The sequence below is a fragment of the Flammeovirga sp. OC4 genome (assembly GCF_000812565.1).
Taxonomy (GTDB): Bacteria; Bacteroidota; Bacteroidia; order Cytophagales; family Flammeovirgaceae; genus Flammeovirga.
Genome location: NZ_JTAM01000013.1, coordinates 1 through 17,011 on the forward strand (window position 1 = coordinate 1; position 17,011 = coordinate 17,011).

General features: G+C 35.6%; 12 protein-coding genes. 10 read left to right on the top strand and 2 right to left on the bottom strand.

Translation table 11 applies throughout. The features are described 5' to 3' along the window. Positions 1-161: 161 nt before the first annotated feature. From PL77_RS11220 to rhuM, 8 genes are all read left to right on the top strand, one after another. A complete protein-coding gene (locus tag PL77_RS11220; protein ID WP_044204985.1) occupies positions 162-1,118 on the top strand; it encodes a FecR family protein in 957 nt (318 codons plus the stop codon). A gap of 90 nt (positions 1,119-1,208) precedes the next feature. Next, positions 1,209-4,529, top strand: coding sequence for a TonB-dependent receptor (locus PL77_RS11225; protein ID WP_172665835.1), 3,321 nt, complete (start codon positions 1,209-1,211; stop codon positions 4,527-4,529). 13 nt (positions 4,530-4,542) lie between these two features. Further along, on the top strand, positions 4,543-6,162 hold the full coding sequence (locus tag PL77_RS11230) for a RagB/SusD family nutrient uptake outer membrane protein (protein WP_044205200.1): 1,620 nt from the start codon (positions 4,543-4,545) through the stop codon (positions 6,160-6,162). 67 nt (positions 6,163-6,229) lie between these two features. Continuing rightward, on the top strand, positions 6,230-7,159 hold the full coding sequence (locus tag PL77_RS11235; RefSeq protein WP_172665836.1) for a metallophosphoesterase: 930 nt from the start codon (positions 6,230-6,232) through the stop codon (positions 7,157-7,159). After that, positions 7,149-8,399, top strand: coding sequence for an NPP1 family protein (locus PL77_RS11240; RefSeq protein ID WP_044204988.1), 1,251 nt, complete (start codon positions 7,149-7,151; stop codon positions 8,397-8,399). The genes PL77_RS11235 and PL77_RS11240 overlap by 11 nt, the downstream gene beginning before the upstream one ends. A 192-nt stretch (positions 8,400-8,591) precedes the next feature. Beyond that, a complete protein-coding gene (locus PL77_RS11245; protein WP_044204991.1) occupies positions 8,592-9,860 on the top strand; it encodes a folylpolyglutamate synthase/dihydrofolate synthase family protein in 1,269 nt (422 codons plus the stop codon). Between the two features lie 139 nt (positions 9,861-9,999). Next, positions 10,000-10,485, top strand: a complete 486-nt coding sequence (locus PL77_RS11250) for a hypothetical protein (RefSeq protein ID WP_156152327.1) — start codon at positions 10,000-10,002, stop codon at positions 10,483-10,485. Between the two features lie 182 nt (positions 10,486-10,667). Next, positions 10,668-11,690: a virulence protein RhuM/Fic/DOC family protein gene (gene rhuM, locus PL77_RS11255; RefSeq protein ID WP_216595901.1), complete on the top strand. Its 1,023-nt coding sequence runs from the start codon at positions 10,668-10,670 to the stop codon at positions 11,688-11,690. A 61-nt stretch (positions 11,691-11,751) separates the two neighbouring features. Here the strand turns inward: rhuM and PL77_RS11260 are convergent, their stop codons facing one another. After that, complete coding sequence (locus PL77_RS11260) at positions 11,752-13,494, bottom strand: alkaline phosphatase (RefSeq protein ID WP_044204998.1); 1,743 nt, start codon at positions 13,492-13,494, stop codon at positions 11,752-11,754. Positions 13,495-13,792: 298 nt separating this feature from the next. Between PL77_RS11260 and PL77_RS11265 the strand changes: the two genes are divergently transcribed. Then, the gene (locus PL77_RS11265; protein ID WP_156152328.1) at positions 13,793-14,020 is read left to right on the top strand and encodes a hypothetical protein; all 228 of its coding nucleotides are present in this window, start codon (positions 13,793-13,795) and stop codon (positions 14,018-14,020) included. 260 nt (positions 14,021-14,280) lie between these two features. Next, complete coding sequence (locus PL77_RS11270; RefSeq protein ID WP_044205005.1) at positions 14,281-14,901, top strand: DUF4251 domain-containing protein; 621 nt, start codon at positions 14,281-14,283, stop codon at positions 14,899-14,901. 463 nt (positions 14,902-15,364) lie between these two features. On the opposite strand, the gene PL77_RS11275 is transcribed toward PL77_RS11270, so the two are convergent. Further along, positions 15,365-16,903 (bottom strand): PepSY domain-containing protein, encoded by a 1,539-nt coding sequence (locus PL77_RS11275; RefSeq protein ID WP_044205008.1) that lies wholly within the window; start codon positions 16,901-16,903, stop codon positions 15,365-15,367. Between the last annotated feature and the right edge of the window lie 108 nt (positions 16,904-17,011).

Sequence of the window (17,011 nt, forward strand, 5' to 3'; positions counted from 1 at the left end):
GCACTTTCAGTGCAGAGAGTGGTTTAGTTTTGACTTGGTACTTACAATTAAAATGAACAAACTATTACTTGAATAAACTGTTTGTGAACACTCCACTTTTTCCTAAAAATGACTACGTGTATCCTTCCTTATTTGATACTAATAGTTGAAAACACATCAATATGAAAGATAAAGACTTTTTACATATCATCGATAAGTACGCTGAACAAAAAGCAAACGACAATGAGACAAAACTTGTAGATCATTTCTTTGAGAAAAGTCAAAGTATTCATTCAAAAGGACAGAGTGATGCCAACAAGTTAGTGACCAAAAAGAGGGTGCTTCATAAAATACATCAAGAGATTGGAGTAAAGAAACAGGTTACTTTTTATCACTCTTCGGTCTTTAGGTATGCGGCCTCGATTCTGTTTTTAGGACTGTTGGTCGGTCTTTATTTTTCTTCGCAGAAAGCAGTTGTTGAAAGAATAACAATACAGACAGCTGTAGGAGAGCAAAAAGTAGTAAAGCTTCCCGATGGATCAACTGTACACCTTAATAATCTAAGTAGCCTTTCTTATGGAAGTGATTTTGAAAAGAATAGGGTTTTAGAACTGCAAGGAGAAGCATTTTTCGATGTGCAAAAAGATAGTTTACACCCTTTTCAAGTGCTTACAAAAAATACTGTAACGCAGGTTTTGGGAACTTCTTTTAATATCAAATCATATGATGAAACTGATGTAAAAGTGGTCGTAAGAACAGGAAAGGTGAACGTAAAAAGTAGAACAGACCACAAGAATTCCGTGGATTTGTTACCACAACAAATGACGAATTATAAAGGAGAACTTAAAGTATTAGAGAGAATAATTACTACCCAAAATGAGGATTTTCAGTGGATGAACAAAGTAATTGTTTTCGATCATACACCTATAGAAAGTGCTATTGAGGAGTTGGAGAGGTGGTATAACATTGAAATTGACATTGCTGATCACAATATCAAAAATTGTCAATTAAACGGTAAATACAAAGTAGGAAAACTAGAGGAAATCTTAGAAGGATTAGCCTTTATGAATAATATTCAATACCAATTTCAGGACAAGGACGTCATCGTTCTGAGTGGTAGAGGGTGTCAATCGCAATAAATAAAAAAACCGACACTGTTGGCGCAGGACGGGTGATAAATCAATCGCAAAATTAATTTATTTATGAGTACAAATGTAAACAAATTGTTGATGAAATTATCAACAAAACGGCTTATTTATGCCTTAATTTTTCTAGGTGTTTTAATTATAAACCCACCAATACATGCATTTCATATTCAAAATACAGATAAGACTATACACTTAAATGTTGAAGGTATTTCTTTGCAAGACTTATTAAAAGCCATAGAAAGTAAAACAGATTATGTTTTTATGTACGATCAATCTGTTGAGCAAAACAAGACGGTGTTTAATATCTCTTCTTCCTCCATTTCTATAACAGAGATTTTAGAAAAAATTACGACTAAGACAGGATATACATTTAAGGTTATCAATCAAACGGTCTATGTAAAACAACCAACTGATACTACAGATAAACCAATTGGTTATTCGAAAGAGCAACAAGAAAAAATTATTGAAGGGCAAGTCATTGATAGTGATACAAAAGAGCCTTTGATCGGAGCCTCAGTTTATATTAAAAATTCTACAAAAGGAGTTGTAACAGATTTTAATGGGAATTTTAGACTTAAAGTTCAAAGCACTACCACAACGTTAGTTTGTTCTTATATCAGTTATCAAACACAAGAGGTGGCTATTGATGGGGAGAACACCATTACAATTGCTTTGCAAGCGGACTTACAAGCACTCCAAGAAGTAGTAGTGGTTGGGTATGGTACACAAGAGGCGAAAGATGTGACCGGTGCTGTTGGTATGGTCAAGGAAGAAAACTTTAACCAAGGAATGATTAATTCTCCAGAGCAACTTTTACAAGGGAAAATGGCAGGTGTTAATGTTGTGGCATCGAGTGGTGAGCCGGGTGCGGCAATAAATATTGTGATCCGTGGAGCAAGCTCAATCAGAAGTGGAAACTCTCCGCTGTATGTAATCGATGGAATGCCATTGGACAATTCTGATGTTTCTCCAGAAGGTGCAGATATGGGTGTAGGGCGTTCACAAGCAAAGAATCCTTTGAATTTTTTAAACCCCAATGATATCGCTTCCATCAATATTCTAAAGGATGCTTCTGCAACAGCAATTTATGGTGCAAGAGGTTCTAATGGGGTCATTTTAATTACAACTAAAAAAGGAAAAGAAGGGAAAGGTACTTTGAGTTATGCCGGATCTGCAGGTCTTTCCACTTTGTCTAAGAGAATTGATGTTTTAGAAACTCCCGCTTTCATCATTGCGACAGATAGAATAGCAGAAGATAATGGAACGGAGAACAATTATATCTACAATCGAAATGTGAATACGGATTGGCAAAGAGAAATGACAAGAACAGCCAAGACCCAAAACCATAATCTTTCGTTTTCAGGTGGAAAAGATCAATCTTCTTACCTAGCTTCTATCAACTATTTTGATCAGGAAGGTATTATGAAGCAGAGTCAACAAACTCGATTTTCGGGAAGAATTAATGTTACTCAAAACTTCTTTGAAGATCGATTGAAACTAGGAGCTAATTTAACAGCAAGCCAGGTGGAAGACTCGGGAATTCCAAGAAGTAATGGTGCAGGATCTGGAGGAGAATTAATCACTAATATGCTAAAGTCTAATCCTACTTACCCTACGCATGATGAAAATGGGGAACTGTTTGTATTCCCTTCCGGTGTCAATCCTTATGCTTTCTTAGAGTTATATCAAGACTACACCAAGACAAACCGTATCATAGGTAATTTTAATGCTGAAATTCAATTATTAAAAGGGTTGAGTTATAAGTTGAATACAGGTGTCGACAATGCTACTTCCAATAGAAATTTACAGATTGACCCAAATAATATTGAATTCTTTAGCCCTGATGGGCGTGCGACAATTCTTAATGTAGAGAGTGATAATAGATTGATAGAGAACTATTTTAACTATCAATTAAAAACAGGCAGACACAATATTAAATTTCTATTGGGTCATTCTTATCAGCGATTTTACAGAAGAACTTATGGCTTTACAGTCAATAACTTAACAACGACTGAGGTCGATGCGATTAATAATCCAAGTATTGGTACTGACTTAACTTCAACTCCACCAACAGGTAGTGCTCAGGTCAATGAACTACAGTCATTCTTTGGAAGAGTGAATTATACTTTCAATGAAAAATACATCTTTACAGCATCATTAAGAGCGGATGGTTCTTCGAAGTTTGGAGATAATAACAAGTATGGTATTTTCCCTTCTTTTGCAGCTGCTTGGCGATTAAGTGAGGAGCCATTTATTCAGAACTTAGGCGTATTTTCTAATCTTAAACTAAGAGCTGGCTGGGGACAGACGGGTAATCAGGAAATTCCAAATAAAATCACCCAAGCGTCTTATTCAACAAGCGTATCGAATGGCTATTGGTTGAATGAAGGTGGTGAAATTACGAATGGAATAACATTGGCTCGTACTGCAAATCCAGATATCAAATGGGAGGTGAATACACAAGCAAATATTGGTGTTGATTTCGAACTTTTCCAAGGGAAATTATATGGTACTTTCGATTATTTCAACAAAAAAACAACGGATTTACTATTAAAAATGACTTCTCAAGATCCATCACCATCTCCTTTCGTTTGGAAAAATGTTGATGGTACGATTACGAATAAAGGTTTCGAATTTTCATTAGGCGGTCATATTATCACAAGAGGGAACTTTAATTGGAATGTAGATGCTAATGTGACTCGCATTCAAAACGAAATCAATAAACTGCCTTTAACTTTAATTTCTACAGGTTCATTGTCAGGTCCTGGTTTATCAGGTGCACAAGTCAATGCTTATGCAAATGGACAACCCATTGGCGCTTTTTACTTGTTAGAGCATCTTGGGTTTGATGAAGAAGGCAAAAATATCTTCAATGATGTAGATGGAGATGGTACTATCACTAACAATGATAGAATCTTTGCTGGAAGCGCACTTCCAAATTACACATTAGGTCTTACGAATAATCTATCCTATAAGAATGTTGATTTATCATTTTCTCTGAATGGAAGTATCGGAAACAAGGTGTATAATAATACAGCTAATGCTTATTTCTCAATTCCATCACTTACGAATGGTAATAATATTACGAATGCCATTGCCAATACCAATGAAAGCAGTCAGAATGTTCCTCAGCCTTCTACTTATTACTTAGAAGATGCCGATTTCTTGAGATTAAACTACCTCACTATTGGTTATAAGTTTAATACAAACAAATGGAACAATGTAAGTAACCTTCGCATTTATGCTACTGGTCAAAACTTATTGACCATCACCAATTATTCAGGATTTGACCCTGAGGTAAACACTGATAAATCATCAGATGGAAACCTTTCATACGGTATTGATTATGCCAATTACCCAAGAGCGAGAACTTACATTTTGGGTGTCAATGTATCTTTCTAAATCTAACAACATCATGAAATCTCTTATCAAAGTATCTTATATATTTTTAGCTTCCGCAATAGTCGGTTGTACAGACCTGAAAGAAGAAATTCTGGACGAAACGCTAAACAAAGATCTCATCACTTCTACTGAAGCAGCAGAAAGTGTTACGGCTGCAGCCTATGCTCGTTTACGTTCCACTTTTACGCACAACGCCAAAGTATTTGGTCTCCAAGAAATCACAACAGATGAAGCCATCTGCCCCACAAGAGGAACAGACTGGGATGATAATGGTCTTTACAGAGAATTGCACACACATACTTGGACGGCCAATAATGGAGCTATCCGTAATACTTGGAATGAACTGAACCAAGGGGTAGCAAAGTCGATGATTGCCATTAAAACAATGCAAGACATGGAGGGTAACTTTGACCGATATATTGCTGAAACTACCGTTTTAAAAGCATTTTATATGATGCATTTATTGGACTTGTATGGCCAGGTACCGACAAGAGATGTTGAAACTTTGAAGTTCAATGAAGATCCTTTAGTGTTGAAAGGTGAAGAAGCAGTACAATACATAGCGGAAGATTTATTGAACACTTTAGATCATTTAGGTACAAAAGAAGAAGTAGGCAGTTCAAGAATCACAAAAGAAGTGGCTCAAGCTTTATTATCACGCTTATACCTCAATACAGCTGTATATATCGATCCGTATGCTTCTTCTTATGAATTCAAATCTGAAGATTTAACGAAAGTAATTCAACATGCGACAGAAGTCATAAATTCTTCAAGCTATCAATTAGAAACCGCTGATTACTTCTCTATTTTCGATACGGATAATCACGGGCATAGCGAAATGATTTTTGCAGTAGATCAACGCTTAGAATACAATTTAGGTGACAACCGTTTTGCAGTCGTTAGTTTAGCAAGGTCACAAAAGCCAACACCCACTAGAAGAGGATGGAATGGATATGCAACATTGCCTGAATTTGTTGATACTTGGGATGTAACAGATCCACGATTCTCAAAAGTGAATTTCGCTCAAGAAGAAGGTACTTTAGCTCCGGAACTCTACGAGTTGAATAGAGGTTTTATGTCAGGGCAACAGTATGGTCCTGTATTAAATGAGGATCAAAGTGATTTTGAAAAAGATGCATCTGGTCAATTAATCATTACGGCCTTGATGAACGATAGAGACGGACAACCGACTGACTTTACAAAAGAAGTGAAGCTTTTTGATAATCAATCTTCTGGGATTCGCGTGGCAAAATATCAATTTGATGTCAATGGCTCATCCAACAGTCGTGGTCAAGTAGACATTCCATTGGTAAGACTAGGAGATGTTTATCTGATGAGAGCTGAGGCGAAATTTAGAAATAATGATGTGGCAGGAGCACTTTCTGATATCAATACTTTAAGAACAGCAAGAGGTGCCGAACTATTGACCTCACTAACAGAGGAAGCACTTTTTAATGAAAGAGGTTTTGAGCTGTATTGGGAAATGCAGAGAAGAACAGATATGATTCGTTTTGGAAAGTTTGAGGATAAGTGGACTGAAAAAAGTAGTTCAGACCCTAATAAAAGGGTTTTCCCACTTCCTCAAACAGCACTAGATGCCAATTTAAACTTAGTACAAAACAAAGGATACTAAATATTTCTAATCAATTCATGGGGATTCAATACTTCATATTACGATGAGAATCCCCTTTTTCTTTACTATGAAATACGCTATCAACAGGCGCACATTTTTACGACTTTCCGCAACTACAATCTCTGCTGTTCCTTTTCTTAGTTTTAGCAATATTATTTCCGAAAAACCATTGTTGCAATTCGGGATGATGACGGACTCTCATTATGCTGACTGCCCTTCGAGAGGAATACGTTTTTTTCAACAGTCAAAAGCAAAAATGAAAGAGTGTGTAGACTTAATGAATCAACGAAAGGTAGATTTTATGATTCATTTGGGTGATTTGAAGGACGAATCCAAACCTGCAATTGAATCAGAAACGCTTCAATATTTGAAGGACATTGAAAGTATTTATGCTGCATTTTCGGGACCGAGATTCCACGCTATCGGCAATCACGATTTGGACAGTATAAGCAAAAAACAATTCCTTGATCATATTGAAAATACAGGTATCCCTAAAGATCAAAGCTATTACTCTTTTGATCAAAATGGGTTTCACTTCGTTGTTTTGGATGCCAATTATCTCAAAGATGGAACAGATCATGGCAATCGCAATTTTCACTGGGAAGACACACAGTTACCACCTGAAGAGCTTCAATGGTTAAAGGAGGATCTTAATAAAATCACTTATCCCACTTTCGTTTTTTTACATCATACACTTTATGATGTAGGGGAAACAGGGAAAAAATATCATGTTACCGATGCAGATCAAATCAGAAATATTTTAGAACAATCAGGTAATGTGATGGCTGTTTTTCAAGGGCATTATCATCGAGAACAGTATCAAAAAATAAATGGTATTCATTACTATGTGCTTAAGGCGATGGTGGATTATTCAGGGAAGGAGAACAACAGTTATGCGATTGTGAAGCTGTATAAAAATGGCGTATTGGAGATAGAAGGATTTCGTAGAGCAATAAGTAAATCATTACATTTCAAAGCAATTAAAAATGAAAACTAGAAACGCTTATTTCTGGATGCTATTCCTTTGTTCAATGACCTTTTATGGTTGCAACAAAAACAGCGACATTCATCAAATGGAAACAGCCCATCTTAAAAACACCAATGTTGTTGTTAATGAGGAAAAGGGTACGTTTGATCTTTATTTTTATGGCGATCAAGTTTCAGTTTCTGATGAAGGACAAGCAAAAGGTAAGGGAGATATTCTTTCTTTTCGTGTAAATAATTGGTCAGAAAATCTGTTAGGAAAACAACTAAAAGTCTCAGAGTTTGGTGATGTTATATTAAGCAATGCAGCAGGTCAGTTAGAGTCATTTACTGAAGGCTATCTACTCATCAATAAAAATAAAGAGGCTTACAACATTTCGTATTCTATTCAGAATGCAACGAAAAAATGGTCTGATCAAGTAGAGGTGACATCATGGAGAGATGTTTCAAAAAGTAATCTCCGATCAGTAAATACAACTTGTGGTACTTGTACTGATACTTATAGCGAAGTGCTAAATCCTTCTGTTAGTCTTCAAGTGGCAGAGCTGTTTGCTCCTAGACTTTATTTCGATAAAGCAGCCAAAACATTTCCTTCTACAGGACAAAAAATCTTTGATTTATCAAAAAATAAAGATTGTGGGCAAAAACTAGCCTTGAACTCTGGGATTGATAAATCAGGGAGTATTGCAGAAGCTGAAACATATTATCAAATCACCAATTGCCCGGACGATAACCGCCGATTGTTTATCACTTATTGGTGGACTTACATAAGACAAGATAATTGTTTCTTTAATTCTGGTGGACATGACTACGATTGGGAGAGAATTGTAGTGCAAGTCAACAAAGATACTTGGACGGCTACCACGGTGACTTATTATCAACATGCGGGTTGGTATACGCATAAACTGACCCAAAATAGGGCAACCGTTTACATCGGTAAAATTGGTCATGGTGCTTACCACAATTCTGGCGGAAGTGGCGGATGTTGTTACTGGGCCGACTATAGAAACCCAGGCCCGCTTTGGGAAACTTGGAAAAGCCCAATCAAAGAACTCCGTTGTGATGGAGAAAATTGGATGGCTTTCGATGGAAAGTGGGGGAATCCTGCACAAGGACCATTATTTAGAGATAGAAATTATTGTGACTTAGATCCATGTAAGGGATCTACAGTTTTAGGATGTACAACAAGTGGTTGTGCACGTAGTGAATATACTTCTACAAATTTAGGAGGCATTGATTACGGTTTCAATTAAATAGAGAAAGCCAAGGGTCATGGATTTTTCGTGACTCTTGGTACTTTTTTATTATGGTTTTAAGGGGAATATTAAAATACAGCGTTAAGTACAAGAAGGTAGAAAAAAACAAGATGTTAACCTTTGTAGGGGCAAGAGTGTTTAAAATCGAAAAATTACCTACATTCGCTTTTCAAAAATTGAATTAAGAATATGACCTACCAGGAAACTTTAGATTTTTTATACGCACAGCTTCCAATGTTCCAGAGAGAAGGGAAGTCTGCTTTTAAGAAAGATTTATCGAATACCATTGCTTTGTGCGAGGCATTGGAACACCCTGAAAATACATTTAAGTCCGTTCATGTTGCAGGAACAAACGGCAAAGGGAGTTCTTCACATATACTTTCAGCGGTATTACAATCGGCAGGGTATAAAGTAGGTTTATACACATCTCCTCATCTGAAAAGTTTTACAGAGAGAGTTAAAATCAACGGTAAACCTATCGCTGAAGATAAGGTAGTTGAATTTGTAGAAGGAATAAAAACACATATAGAAGAGATCAAACCTTCCTTTTTTGAATTGACAGTAGCCATGGCCTTTGATCATTTTAGAAATGAAAAAGTAGATATCGCCATTATTGAAGTAGGTTTGGGAGGAAGATTGGACTCTACGAATGTGATCAATCCAGAAGTAAGCTTAATTACAAATATTGGAATGGATCACATGGATATGTTAGGCAATACTTTAGAACTGATTGCTGCAGAAAAAGCCGGCATCATTAAACCTAATACTCCAGTAGTAATCAGTCAAAAGCAAGAGGAAACGACAACAGTCTTTTTAGATAAATCATCAAAGGAAAATGCTCCAATTACTTTTGCAGAGGAAGTGTATCAGTGGGAAGGTGCAAACCTTTTAAAGAATGGTAGTCCATTTTTAGAAAATGTAGAACTGGAAGCCAAGGGGAATTATCAACGACACAATGCCTTAGGGGTTCTGTCTGTGATTGATCAATTAAACCAAAAAGGGGATTACAGTATTTCAAAAGAGGCCATAGAAGAAGGCTTTAAAAACTTGAGTGCATTAAGTGGTTTGAAAGGACGTTGGCAAACACTACAAACTGCTCCTTTGACGATTACCGATGTTGGTCATAACGAAGATGGTTGGCGATTTGTATTGGATCAAATTTCGACATTAGAATTCAAAAAACTTTGGATGGTACTGGGTGTAGTTCAAGAAAAAGACTTGCCTAATATGTTAAGTAAACTTCCAAAAGACGCGTATTATTATTATTGTAAACCGAATGTTCCAAGAGGACTCGATGCCTCTATTTTGGGAGAAGAAGCAACCAAAATTGGCTTAAAAGGCGAGGTGATCAGTGATGTTAATGTGGCAATTCAAGCGGCCAAAAGTAATGCTTCGAAAGAGGATTTAGTCTTTATTGGAGGAAGTACTTTTGTGGTAGCAGAGATAGATGAGCTTTAAATTTGATAAAAGTAATAAACATCTTTTAACTTAATGAGCTAGTGTATTTAGAATTTAATCCAATACATTTGCTCTTGATATGTAAGAAATCAATTCCGTAAAGGGTTGATTTCTTTATGTTTAACGAACTTTCTAGTTTATGAATTGTAGAAAATTTTTCTACTTTATTACCGTTGTTGCTCTATCGTTTAATTTTTATTCATGCGGTAGAACAGCAAATTCAATGAGTCATCACTCTTTATGTTATGAAAAAATAATCAAGAGTGATCCTGTTAGAAACGAGAACGGCCAAATGATTTCATTTATGGATTCTATGTTTCTTCATTTAGATATTAAAGGCAAAAACGTTGTTGGAACTTTTGAGTGGATGCCTTCTAAAAGCAAGTATATAACAGGTACATTGAAAGGAAAAATTGAAGATAATTTGATCAAAGCCATATATACCTACCAAACTTCTGAAGGTGTAATGCAACAAGAAGAAAGGTTTATCAAGTTGGAAGAAGATTCCGCCTATTTTAGAGTAGGAGGAAAAATGAGGTTGAAGGATGGTGTATATATTTATACCAATGATCAAGAGAATATGCAATTTGGTGCTGCAATTCCTCAAAAATATTGTAGACACTAATCACAAAATTGAAGCTTGATTTTAATTTTAAATCAAGTAGGTAGAAAAAGAAAAAGGTCTTTCATTGATTTGGAAGGCCTTTTTTCGTGGTTATGAATAAAGTAGGTGAAGGTTTGATTCTTGTTCTTAATTCGGATATTTTAGCAGATTATCTCTGATTCATCAAATCTCACTTCAATACAATGAACCAAAACAAAGAAAATCAAGAGCAAACTCAAAAAATGGTAACGTTCAAACCATCTTCTGAACAGGTGGAATATCAAGTTTTATTGGATGAAAAGCAGGAAACGGTTTGGGCAACTGAATTAGAAATTGCAGAAATATTTGGGAGGAATCGTTCTGTAGTGAATAGGCACATTAAAGGTGTTTACAGTGAGCAAGAATTAGAACGAGAGTCAACTAGTGCAAAATTTGCACAAGTTCGTTTTGAAGGTGATAGAGAAATTGAGCGTACTATTTTACATTATAATCTAGATGTTATTATTGCAGTAGGCTATAGAGTAAAATCGCCTTTGGCAACCGAATTTAGAAAATGGGCGACTAGAAAATTAAAAGAATATTTATTGAAAGGCTATACCCTAAACGGACAATTACTTACTCAAAGAAGTGACCAAGTAGTAAGGTTACAAGAAGAAATAGCGCAGTTGAATCAGAAACTACTAGGTAGTCAAAAAGAGATCACAACAGGCTTTTTGGAGATTATTACAAATTATGCAAGATCTTTTGAATTGCTTAGCAAATATGACAATGAGGAGCTTACTACGTCAGGTTTGAATGAAGACATTATTTATGTCATCAACTATGAAGAAGTAAAAAGAGCAATTAAGGCTTTAAAAGAAGATTTAATGGGTAAAGGGGAAGCGAGTGAACTATTTGGAAATGAGAAAGATGATTCATTTCAAGGTGTCTTAGGAAGTATCTCACAGACTGTTTTTGGCCAGTTAGCTTACCCTAGTATTGAAGAGCAAGCGGCACAATTAATATATTCAGTGATCAAAGGTCATGCTTTTAGTGATGGCAATAAACGCATTGGGTCATTTTTGTTTGTGTGGTTTTTAGAACAAAACCAATTTCATCGGGGAGTGGATGGACAAAAAAAAGTCACCGACAATACACTTGTAGCCTTGGCGTTGGCTGTAGCTCAAAGCTTACCAGAGCAAAGAGAATTAATGATTAAGTTGATTATCAATTTAATTAAAACATAACACCCTAAAAACCAAATTAATGCTCTTTAGGGTGGAGTGTATGTAAAGTTTGAGGGTTATATTAACTGACAATAGTAGAATGAGCCATTGTTGTTGATGTATCTTCGGAGAAAACATCATTTACAAAATGCCATTCTGCGTTTGCTGCTGTATTTGAAAAAGTGGCCAATACAAAACCTCTTCTTGAAGCATCAGCATATTTTAAACCTTCAATTAATGCAACATTAGCCTGTTCAAAAGGACCAATGGTAGAAGGATTTGTTCCAAAGATACCTTCAAAACCTGGAGAGGAAACAGAGGCCGTCGCAAATTCTTCTCCTATTTTATTTCCGGAGGCATCCATTAAATTACTGTTCCATGCATTGTGAGTATCTCCTGCTAAGGTAATAAGTTGTTTTCCAGCAGCAGCACCAAATATGATTTCACGCTCAACAGGGTAGCCATCCCAAGCATCAAGATTATAAGGAAGTACAGTTGTCAACCTTGCTTTCTCCTCAGCAGTTACTGTAGGGTCACCTTGAGCAATTCGTCCTTTGATAGTTAGAAGTTCTGTAACGCTTTGCTGGTATTGTGAAACTAATGCTGAAGAAGCAGCACCTGAAGCAGCAATTGCCGCAACAATTTGAAGAAGTTCCACAGGTATGGTGTAAGTCCCCATTAAGACTTGGCTTCCTAGTACTTGCCATTTTGCCGTACCTGAAGCCAATTGACCTGCTAACCATCCTCTTTGTTCAGCTCCTAAAAGTGTTCTGTTGGTATTACCCCAATCCGCCATAAATTTAGCCGCATCCAATCCTATCGCTGTAAAATAATCACTATAGTCTAATTGCTTTTCTCTTCCAATGATTCGAGTATCCAACATATGAAGATCAACAATTCCACCAAAGTCGAAGCTTCGGTATATTTTAGCATTATCAGTAACTCTAGCAGGTAAGTACTCGTGCCAAACTTGAAGTGCGTATGCTTTTCTAGTTTCATAATCACCTTCTCCTTCGTTATGATTTTCAGCACCATCTTTATAGGCATCATTGGTGATTTCATGATCGTCCCAAACACAAATGAAAGGTTTGGTCTGATGCAGCTTTTGAAGTTGAGTGTCTTGTCTATACTGACGGTAGCGGGTTCTGTAATCTTCTATGCTTAAAATCTCATCTTTTGGTTGGTGAAAACGGTCTAAAGAAGCGGTCATCGCATTGATACCATATCCTTCAGCTCCATATTCATAGATATAATCCCCAAGGTGAATTACAACATCAGCATCAGAGAGGGCAACAGCACCGTAGACATTAAAAAGACCTGCTTGATAGTTTGCACAAGATACTACCGCCATTTTTACATCATTGACTTCCCCGGTAGCAGGAAGTGTCTTTGTTTCGCCTATTGGAGAAATTGCTTTAGAAAACGAACTTGAAAAACGATAAAAATAACTTGTATTGGAGTTTAAACCACTTACGTCAACATTGACAGTGTAGTCCGAAGCAGTGTCGATTGTTACTTTTTCATTGGCTATAACATTTAAAAACTCAATGTCAGTAGCTACCTCAAGAGTGATTTCGTTTGTAGTTTCATTGCTTGCAGGTGTATATCTTGTCCACAATAAAATTTGTGAGCTGCTGGGGTCAAAACTAGCAACACCTTCAAAGAAACCATACTCACCTTCAGGAGCAGGTTCAGGGTCAATTACTTCAAGAATTTCATCTTCTGTACAAGCCGAAAGTGGTAGAAGAGTAGTACCACTGGCTACAATAATAGAGTTTCGGATAAATTTACGGCGAGAAACCGCATTCATTATATTTTTTTTCATTAATCAATGGGAAGTTGAGTGTTTAAGTTTTGTCAAAATTAAGGATAGTACATGACCTTAAAATGAATAGTATATTGTTGAATAGTTATTCATTTATTAAGCGTGTTATATATAGGTTAATAATGTTACGTTCTTGAAACAATTGACTAATGTGATGATTGGTAGTGTTTTATGTTTCAAAGGCTACTTCTGATAGATTTGTACTTTTTTTGAAATTGAAAATCACCTACTTTTGCACTAACACGTAATTATTTAATCCAAGACAAAAGATAAAATGATGGATGAAAATATGATCGCAATGCAATTTGCAAACGCGATAAATACAACTGAAGACGAGAATCAAATTGTACAAATGATGCAAGCCGCTTTCGGAATGTTACAAGGAATGAACCTTCCTGAGGAAAACATTAAAGACATTGCTGGTAAAGTTTCTACTTTCTTGTCTGAGTTAGAAGTTGAGGAGGGATCTCAAGCAGCAAAGAACAAAGCAAAAGCTGTAGAGACGTTAGCAACATTGATTGGATAGTCAAATTACTGTCCTTGTAAATAACAAAAAACACTTTATTTCGGTAAAGTGTTTTTTTGTGTCTATACTTTTTTGATAATTAAATATTTAATGGCAATTCTCAATGATTTTGTTAACATAATTCAATATTATGTTTATTAATACTCTCTAAAGGCCTATTTTACACTTTTTAAGATGCTATACTAAAACTTTTTCTATTGTGAACGTATAATATTAAACAATCAGTTTTGCAAAGAAAATTATCATTAAAACTATTTATTATGAGTACGGCGATTTTCAAAAATTACATTATTGCATTGAGTTTAATCTTTGGTATATCTTTTACTGCTTTTGCACAGGAAGAGGCAGATCAAAATTTATCGAAGAAAGAACAAAAAGCTTTAAAGAAAGAGCAAAAGAAAAAAGCAAAAGCTGAGAAAAAAGCACAAGCTGAAGCTTTTGAAAAAATACAACATCAACAGGCTCTAGTTGCAATTGATAGTCAACAATTTGTATTAGAAGCCAATCAATTATATGATAGACGAGGTAGAACCGTGAATGTACAGTCGAATATCAACTTTATTAAAGTAGAAAAAGACGTTGGAGTTTTACAAATCGGTTCCGCAAATTTAATTGGCTGGAACGGCGTTGGTGGTATTACCGTTGATGGTAGAATTTCTGACTGGAAAGTGAGTAAAGACGACAAGAACGGTAGAACAACAGTTTCTTTCAACATTATGGGATCTATGCTTCAGGCAAGAGTCATTTATGATCTTGACGGAACAGGCAACTACTGTAATGTAAGAATTGATGGTGTATTTAGTGCTCGTCAATTAAAAATGAGAGGAGTGTTAGTTCCAAATAATATGAGTTCAACTTATGAGGGAATGATCCGTTATTAATCCTCCATAATAAATAATATCAAGCCCATGAAAGAGTATTTTTATTCTTCTTTCATGGGCTTTTTCCATTCTAATTACTATACTGTAAACTAAGTTTTTGAATATTTATGATGTTTAGAAATCAGGAGATTTCTGCTGATCTGTAGGACACGAATGACGCTATCGCTTAACATTCGCGTCAGTGGACTTACTACCCAATTCATTTGCTACTTCTTCTCTCGGCCTTGAAGAGAATATTGAGCCGTTAATAATGATTTTGCTGTTTGAGCATCTCAAAACGATGAAGTTTTGATCGAGTTAACCTTTTAATAGGCAAGAGAAATGGAATTTAGCTTTTGACTTCAAAGCCTTGAATTTTTTGCTTCGTTTTTGTTTCAAGACAAAAATGAAGAAGAAGGAAGTTTGAAAGTAGATCCTATAAATGCTTGCAGAAAGGTCTATTAAAAGTTGACGATAATTTAGTTTACAATGTAGTACTTGTAAATAACTTTTTAATCTTCTTTCTTTTCCTGTAAATGTATTCATACAGGCCTGTAATCAGTAGAATATTGAAGAGTAACCCCAAAAGTGGAATTAATAAAATGCTGTATTTATCAAAGATGAATTGGAATAACCTGCCGTTATGTAATTCAAACATATAATTCCATAATGGAAGTTGATACTCTTCCTTTATTTCTTGCGGAAAGTGATAAAAAGTATCTTCTTGTGGAGGCGTAATGGCCAATAAACCTTGAGAATATGCAGAAATATATTGCTCGCCTTTTGGTGAAGTAAAGGCTGCCACTGTCATAAAATCTCCAGGTTTTTGGATGTTGTCAAATAACGAAACACGCTCTTTCGTCAACACATTGTTGCTGAAACTTTCTCCTTCTTTATAATCATATAGACCATAAAATGAGCCTACTAGAAAATGTTGATTTCCTAGAGGCTCAAAGATTGTAGCACCCATCACAAATATATTCACCTTCCACTCTAACTTTTCAAAAGCAGTTGTAGCATTACTCTTCCCTCCAAAAATTCCTTCTGTAGTATCTAAAATAATTCGGTCTGTTTGTGGATCATACATTGCATTTCGGATCGAATGATACCACTCATTTTCTAAAAATCGGTCTGGAATTATTGAAGTTGGTACTTTACCATTGTATAATGCCACAATCAAAGGAGGACGCATTAGCATTCCGGTTCCTCCAATAATCAACAAAAAAACAAAGGTCCATACCCCTATCTTCGTATGATAAGTAATAATGAAAGCCTTCAATTTTTTTGAAATCGTATTCGTTGCTTTTTTCTTTTTGAAAAAAGTAATGTACAAAGAAGTCAATGAAAGAAAGATTAGAATGAGCGATAGAAAATCATAAAATAATCTTCCTGGTGTCCCCCAAAGCCATCCACTATGCAATGCAAAAGTGAATTGAATCATATCGACATAATTTCTCTCCTTCTTGAAAATGGGGTAATTTACTAATTGACCACTCTTTATTTTATAAATATTGGATTGTGAGACAGCAAAAAGCTCACCTTTGATCTCCATTATCTTCACAAATTGCTCTATGTGATTTGTCGGAGTCCTTAATCCTTTCCAATTATTTTGAGAAAGATTGAATTGATATACTCCTCCAAAGGTTGCAGCAAAGATGGTGTTTTGTAAACTGTCATAGTACAAGTCATTGACCTTTTGATAGTAGATCTCCTCTGGAAAGCCATTCTTCATCAGTGAATGAAATGATTTACCACTATTATCACTTTTCCAAACACCTTGTTTACCACCAATAACGATGGTGTCACTACCAATATAGACCACATCTTGAATACCACCTCTATTCCAATTTTGGGGTAGATATTCTTCTGGAAAATAGCTTTTTGAAACAGAACAATGAGCAATCAGGTCAGGGTGATTTAAAAGAATGCCAGAAACACTCATCCACACCAAAATCACAGAAAGAAATAGACCAATATATTTATGCCAGCTAACTGCCTTTTTATAGATTTTCTTAAAAATCATTCTTCGTTTGTAGATCAACACATGGTTGAAAATAGGATAACTCTGATAGAAGCAGAAGAACAAAATTACCAGATAGATTTTGTTCTTTCTTGATACAAACTTACTAAA

Coding starts and splice junctions, on each gene's coding strand:
- PL77_RS11220 (WP_044204985.1), top strand. CDS start 162: ATGAAAGATAAAGACTTTTTACATATCATCGATAAGTACGCTGAACAA.
- PL77_RS11225 (WP_172665835.1), top strand. CDS start 1,209: ATGAAATTATCAACAAAACGGCTTATTTATGCCTTAATTTTTCTAGGT.
- PL77_RS11230 (WP_044205200.1), top strand. CDS start 4,543: ATGAAATCTCTTATCAAAGTATCTTATATATTTTTAGCTTCCGCAATA.
- PL77_RS11235 (WP_172665836.1), top strand. CDS start 6,230: ATGAAATACGCTATCAACAGGCGCACATTTTTACGACTTTCCGCAACT.
- PL77_RS11240 (WP_044204988.1), top strand. CDS start 7,149: ATGAAAACTAGAAACGCTTATTTCTGGATGCTATTCCTTTGTTCAATG.
- PL77_RS11245 (WP_044204991.1), top strand. CDS start 8,592: ATGACCTACCAGGAAACTTTAGATTTTTTATACGCACAGCTTCCAATG.
- PL77_RS11250 (WP_156152327.1), top strand. CDS start 10,000: ATGAATTGTAGAAAATTTTTCTACTTTATTACCGTTGTTGCTCTATCG.
- rhuM (WP_216595901.1), top strand. CDS start 10,668: ATGAACCAAAACAAAGAAAATCAAGAGCAAACTCAAAAAATGGTAACG.
- PL77_RS11260 (WP_044204998.1), bottom strand. CDS start 13,494: ATGAAAAAAAATATAATGAATGCGGTTTCTCGCCGTAAATTTATCCGA.
- PL77_RS11265 (WP_156152328.1), top strand. CDS start 13,793: ATGCAATTTGCAAACGCGATAAATACAACTGAAGACGAGAATCAAATT.
- PL77_RS11270 (WP_044205005.1), top strand. CDS start 14,281: ATGAGTACGGCGATTTTCAAAAATTACATTATTGCATTGAGTTTAATC.
- PL77_RS11275 (WP_044205008.1), bottom strand. CDS start 16,903: ATGATTTTTAAGAAAATCTATAAAAAGGCAGTTAGCTGGCATAAATAT.